A 4,702-nucleotide genomic window follows, 5' to 3' on the forward strand; every position below is an offset into this window, starting at 1 on the left:
CGACCAATCGACTGCCTTGTGCCTTTTTCTTAACGAAAGTAGGCACACTCATATTTAAAGTTTCAGCTGACTGCTTTAACTTTAAATATTCGGATTCGCTCACACGAAAACTAATTTGTTTCGGCTCTTTACGGTTGGGTTTATGGTTTTTCCCAACAGTTTCATCGCTAGCCACAAATTTGTTTTGTTCGCTCATTAAATCCCACCACGCTTTCTTCGAAAGAAATTACTTAATATAAATCTAGCTTACAGGGTAAGCCAGATTTTATCAAGTAATTATGTGGTTTGGCAAGCGTCGTATTTTCTAGCCACTACGTTCTGAAAATACCGGCTTGATGGGATTATATCCCATACCCTTTTTGTTTTTGCTAACGCAAAAAATGAGTGGCTAAATGCTAGCCACTCATAGTTCAAAACCATACAAAATTATAATTAAAATTTATCCTTAAATTCCTCTTGTTTTATGTGTAACTGAATATCGAACTGTCTTTCCTTTATGAGATTTAATTTTAATTTTTGTTGTTACAGAAGGATACTTTCTTAAAAATTCCTTACCAGGTAAACCAGCAGTATATTTAAAGTTAGTTATGCCAGACGCAGTTCTCGTATTATTACCTAACTTTTTAGATTTCAATTTTGTTAATTTAGCAGGATAAAATGAACTAGAACCCTGTGCTGAAACACTAGTTATTTTGACCTTTGTTTTATAAACTTTATAACGAGTTGTGTTTTTTAATTTCGCCACAGGATGTGGTCCATAAACTGTATATGTAAAACGACTTACATGCGATTTACCGCTTTTAGTCTTTTTAGCAGCATAAGTTGTTATTCCTCCAGTGTTTTCGCTTGTATCTTCACTATCAGTACTTTCTGCTACTACAAGTGATCCATCACTTAATTGATTAACACTTTTATCATTTTTACCTAATTCTTGTTTAGAAGTAACTTGACTTGCCTCATTTAAATTAGCTTTTAAATTTTTTTCCATTAATGCATTAATATCTTTTTCCGGATATTTTTGCATAAAATCTTTATAAGCTTGTACATCTTCTGGACTACTTGCATTTCCTTTTTCAATTTCTGCTTTCACTAAAGCCATAGTTTTCTTGTAATCTTGTTGGATATCTCCATTCATTTCTGCTTTAACTTCTGAACCATACGACAAAGTAACAGTCAAAAGTAAAGATAAAATAATTATAGAATATAATATTTTTTTCATATTGCCCCTCCTGTAGTTTTTTTCAAGTCAATATTATACGTTTTTTATATTAAAATGTATAATATTCATAATATTTATTTTAAAAATTATTCGGAGGTCAAATATGTTTGGGTTAGCAGCAGAAACTTTTTCAATCGGAACAACAATAATCACTATTCTTAATATTCTTTTAGTTATTTTAGTTGTTTACATTATCAAATTAATTTCAAATCATTTTTCTAAAGTTAAGCAATTAGAAAAGGATGTTACTGAATTAAAAAATGAACGTTGTAATAACGAAAATCAAAATAAGAAATGAAATAAGAGCTCTCCGGATTTAAGGAGAGCTCTTATAATATTTAAATCATTTCCAAAATTTAAATTCACGTTGCCAAAAATCAATCTGTTTTTGCAATTGTTTTTCGTTCTCTTTCAAAGTCAATTTCATTAATTCCGTTAAATCAACTGGAGATATTTCTTTAATCAATTTTTTAAATTTAGTCTTAGTATTCTTACTTAGTTTTCCCCACATACTTTCTTCATGCAACAAAGCATAAACCATAGCTTGCTCGTTAATCTTTTCTAAATTAGCCCACGCAGGTTTCAAGATGTGCAAATCATTAAAACAATCGTTCCAATAATCCACCATATCTCGTTTTAGTTCAATCTCTACACGCCATAAATGTTCAGACAGAACCTCAACATCTGCATTATCTTTACGTTCTTGTTTCTTGTTATAAATTCTAATAAATCTATCACTATCACGAACACCAAAGTATTTTGTTTCTGGTTTACCATTACGACCATAAAAAACAGTTTTCTTAACTGCTTTATCAGTCATTGCATAGTAATCGCTCAAATCATCTTCAAAATCAAAAGCTAAGTCTAATCTTGTAAAACCGTCATCTTCCATGTAGTCAATAATATTTTGTTTTAACCAAAGCATTTCTTCATGTGTGAGTTTATTCGGATTAAATTCAACTCGCATATTACGTCTATCCCATGTATCTGCTTTTACTTTGTCATACTCGATATAAACTTTTTCTTGAAGAGCCTTAGCTTTGAACTTGGTTTGTAGTATATCCCAAAGTCTTATTTGCGGTTCTAAACTCATAAAATTAGATAGCTTGTGAGCATTAGTTTTGTTCAAATTCCCAACGATTGTCATTGCATCAAAACTTAATTCGGGTTGAGATTTTCCCAAAGTTTGACCACTTAACCGGCTATTAGAGTAGCCGGTTTTAGAAAAATTGTCTAAATCCTTATTTTGTAAGTAATTTGAATAATTTTCTGTACTCATAAAAATCGACTCCTTAATTATTTTTAAGAAGTCGCCCACCCAAATATAACTCTTGATGTATGTTTAAATATCGTTTAATATCTAGATATACAATAGTTATAAAACACACCGAATATGTTTTTTCTTTTGGATAAGTCGCATTCACAAACTTTGGTCGGGGAGTGGGCGACTTCTTTTTTATTTTGTTATTAATATAACACTATCAAAAGGCTTGGTCTATTTAGACTGAGTCTTTTCTTTTTGTTGCATTATTCCAATTTCCTTATTGGTCGGAACCAACAGGGCTTTATGTGTTGTTGTGTTGGTGTTTCATTGGGATTAATCCCAAATCAACCCCACCCAACACGCTAATCAAGTTAGCTAACACATAGCCCATTCCAACCAATAAGTTTTCTCGGCATAATTGCGTGGTAAGTATAAAAATAGTGGCGTATTTTTAAGATTGTATAAGCTTTATTAAAATATAGTAGTACCATAACACTGTTGTAACGTTTCATACGCTGCAACAGTGTTTTTATTTATTCATGGAACTTTGCTCTTATCCATTCATACAAGATAATAAAACCAACTATACCAACTAAATAAGGGATTCCATAAGCAATATACCAAAGAAATGCTACAAAGCCCTTAGACGCTTTTATTTGGCTTGCTATGGCTTTCTGCAATACGTCCAAATGTAAAAATGCCATAAAGTCACTACCAATTGTCATAATCAAAGCAAATAACATAAAGACTAGCAACATAGCACCTATGCCCTTAAATAACTCATTTTGCCTTTTTTTATAATGTTCATGAGATTCTCTAACTTCTTGCAACATACGTTTATTTTCATCACGTACTTTATAAATATCTCTGCCTATGATATTAGCTAATTCATCTGTTTCCACTTTATCTAATTTCTTTTTGAGTATATCTATAAAGTCATTATGTGTCTTGAATGCACTATCTCGAAAATCCTTCGTCGCCTCTGTCAAATTCGATCTGAGTTGTTTTTGTTCGTTCTCTCGTGCGTTCTGGTTCTCTTGTATCTCTGCCAGATATTTGATGATGAGCTTGTTTTGTTTTTTCAGTTCGTCTAATTCTTGTCTTTCTAAGTTGCTCTGCGTTATGCTCGACTGCATCCCAGTCGACGTCGAATTGTTCTGTGTACGCTGTGACTGGGTCTTGTTCTGATTGTCGTTCTTCTTCTCTTTCTCGTCTTTCAAACTCATGTTCTAACGCCCCCTTATCATAATCTTGTCCAAGTGTTTTACCACGTACCCATTTATTGACGTTCTCAGGCTTATAGGAAACGTTTTTGCCCCTTACCTTAAATTCTATACCTTCTTTCTCTAAATGCTCTGAAAAGCTCTTAAAATCGCTTGTATGAGCTTTTGCATTTTCAATCTGTTCTCGCAATTCATCTTTCCATGATGTTTTGCCTTTATCTATCAATGCACTTTCTGCCTGCGTATATCTCAAATGTGCCGTATCTCGTTCTGGGACACTCAAACCATGAGAGCGACATATATTGTCGTTTTCTCGTTTTACCAGTTCTCGTTGTTGCTTGTTACTTTGGTATTTTTTTCCTGTTTCTAAGTCAACTGAATTAATCACAATATGATTGTGTACATGTTCTTTATCTGTATGTGTATAGATTGCTACTTGATGATTAGGTGCAATCTTTTCTGCAAGTTCCAAACCTAATTGATTACATTGTTCTGGCGTAACTTCACCGGGTTTAAAAGATTGTATTACCGTATGTGCTTGAACACCATTTTCTTTACCGTACAAAGCCCTAGTTTGTTTAAATGCCGATTTAGCATAATCTACATCACAATTTAAGCCACTTTTTTCTTCTGCTCGCTTTTCTGCATAATTAATAGCACGACTTGCCGATTTTGTGTTACCTAGTTTAGTTGTTGCCATATATCATCAAGCCTTTCACGAAGTTCTCTCACATTACGTTCTAAAGCCTCATAATTTGGTGCCTCATGTTGATGTTGATTGCAATACTTTGCGATTTGATTAGCATTAGCACCTAATTTACTCAAATCTTTAGCAATCGATTGTCGCGTTTCTTTATCAAATTTAGGTGCGACCAATCGACTGCCTTGTGCCTTTTTCTTAACGAAAGTAGGCACACTCATATTTAAAGTTTCAGCTGACTGCTTTAACTTTAAATATTCGGATTCGCTCACACGAAAACTAATTTGTTTCGGCTC

The 4,702-nt window shown here is 33.0% G+C and carries 7 protein-coding genes; 1 reads left to right on the forward strand and 6 read right to left on the reverse strand.

Going from position 1 to position 4,702, the window contains the following annotated elements:
• Both BB045_RS06985 and BB045_RS06990 read right to left on the reverse strand, forming a co-directional pair.
• Nucleotides 1-196, reverse strand: a 196-nt coding sequence (locus tag BB045_RS06985) for a plasmid mobilization protein (protein ID WP_483883059.1), incomplete at its 3' end; no start/stop codon positions are given.
• A 249-nt stretch (nt 197-445) separates the two neighbouring features.
• Nucleotides 446-1,219, reverse strand: a complete 774-nt coding sequence (locus tag BB045_RS06990; protein WP_053022823.1) for a hypothetical protein — start codon at nt 1,217-1,219, stop codon at nt 446-448.
• 103 nt (nt 1,220-1,322) lie between these two features.
• Here BB045_RS06990 and BB045_RS06995 point away from each other — a divergent pair, with 103 nt between their 5' ends.
• On the forward strand, nt 1,323-1,517 hold the full coding sequence (locus tag BB045_RS06995) for a hypothetical protein (protein WP_012818284.1): 195 nt from the start codon (nt 1,323-1,325) through the stop codon (nt 1,515-1,517).
• Nucleotides 1,518-1,562: 45 nt separating this feature from the next.
• Here the strand turns inward: BB045_RS06995 and BB045_RS07000 are convergent, their stop codons facing one another.
• The 4 genes from BB045_RS07000 to BB045_RS07015 form a co-directional block, all read right to left on the reverse strand.
• A complete protein-coding gene (locus tag BB045_RS07000; protein ID WP_012818283.1) occupies nt 1,563-2,498 on the reverse strand; it encodes a replication initiation factor domain-containing protein in 936 nt (311 codons plus the stop codon).
• Between the two features lie 518 nt (nt 2,499-3,016).
• Entirely contained in the window at nt 3,017-3,472 is a 456-nt protein-coding gene (locus BB045_RS07005) for a DUF334 domain-containing protein (protein WP_001611965.1), read from the reverse strand.
• The gene (locus tag BB045_RS07010; RefSeq protein WP_001596919.1) at nt 3,441-4,406 is read right to left on the reverse strand and encodes a relaxase/mobilization nuclease domain-containing protein; all 966 of its coding nucleotides are present in this window, start codon (nt 4,404-4,406) and stop codon (nt 3,441-3,443) included. Before BB045_RS07010 ends, BB045_RS07005 begins: the two co-directional genes overlap by 32 nt.
• Nucleotides 4,388-4,702, reverse strand: a 315-nt coding sequence (locus tag BB045_RS07015; RefSeq protein WP_075140614.1) for a plasmid mobilization protein, incomplete at its 5' end; no start/stop codon positions are given. The genes BB045_RS07010 and BB045_RS07015, both read right to left, overlap by 19 nt.

It is taken from the genome of Staphylococcus sp. MB377 (genome assembly GCF_001922505.1).
Taxonomy (GTDB): Bacteria; Bacillota; Bacilli; order Staphylococcales; family Staphylococcaceae; genus Staphylococcus; species Staphylococcus haemolyticus.

Coding starts and splice junctions, on each gene's coding strand:
- BB045_RS06990 (WP_053022823.1), bottom strand. CDS start 1,219: ATGAAAAAAATATTATATTCTATAATTATTTTATCTTTACTTTTGACT.
- BB045_RS07000 (WP_012818283.1), bottom strand. CDS start 2,498: ATGAGTACAGAAAATTATTCAAATTACTTACAAAATAAGGATTTAGAC.
- BB045_RS07010 (WP_001596919.1), bottom strand. CDS start 4,406: ATGGCAACAACTAAACTAGGTAACACAAAATCGGCAAGTCGTGCTATT.
- BB045_RS06995 (WP_012818284.1), top strand. CDS start 1,323: ATGTTTGGGTTAGCAGCAGAAACTTTTTCAATCGGAACAACAATAATC.